Origin of the sequence: Mycobacterium helveticum (assembly GCF_007714205.1) — a bacterium.
GTDB lineage: Bacteria > Actinomycetota > Actinomycetes > Mycobacteriales > Mycobacteriaceae > Mycobacterium > Mycobacterium helveticum.
Genome location: NZ_VMQU01000369.1, coordinates 1 through 448 on the forward strand (window position 1 = coordinate 1; position 448 = coordinate 448).

At 67.9% G+C, this 448-nt stretch carries 1 protein-coding gene; it reads left to right on the forward strand.

Annotated elements, in window-relative coordinates; translation table 11 throughout:
* Positions 1-245: 245 nt before the first annotated feature.
* Positions 246-448 (forward strand): tRNA (cytidine(34)-2'-O)-methyltransferase (locus FPZ47_RS27965; protein WP_282593874.1); only part of this gene is annotated, 203 nt, incomplete at its 3' end.

Consider the following 448-nt stretch of genomic DNA (forward strand, 5'->3'; position numbering starts at 1 on the left):
AATACAAACCAGAGGCTCATGAAACTTCCTGCTTTATTCCACCCGCCGAGCGCAGAGGACGCGGGCGGTGAAGGCGTGGCAATTCGACGAGTATGACAGCCCACGGCCCAGGTCACCAGAATCGTCACTGAGCAGCATCGTCACTGAGCAGACATGGCACCCCGGGGGCGGTCCGGTCCGGCGGCGGGCAACCCCGGCAAACCCGCGGCGCGTGTCCGGGGACGCGGCTTTGTCATGATCACCCCATGTTCCGCCTGCTGTTCGTCTGCCCGCGCATCCCGCCGAACACGGGCAACGCCATCCGGACGGCGGCCGCCACCGGATGCGAGCTGCATCTGGTCGAGCCGCTGGGCTTCGACCTGTCCGAACCGCAGCTGCGGCGGGCCGGCCTGGACTATCACGACCTGGCGTCGGTCACCGTGCACGCGTCGCTGCCGGCCGCGTGGGA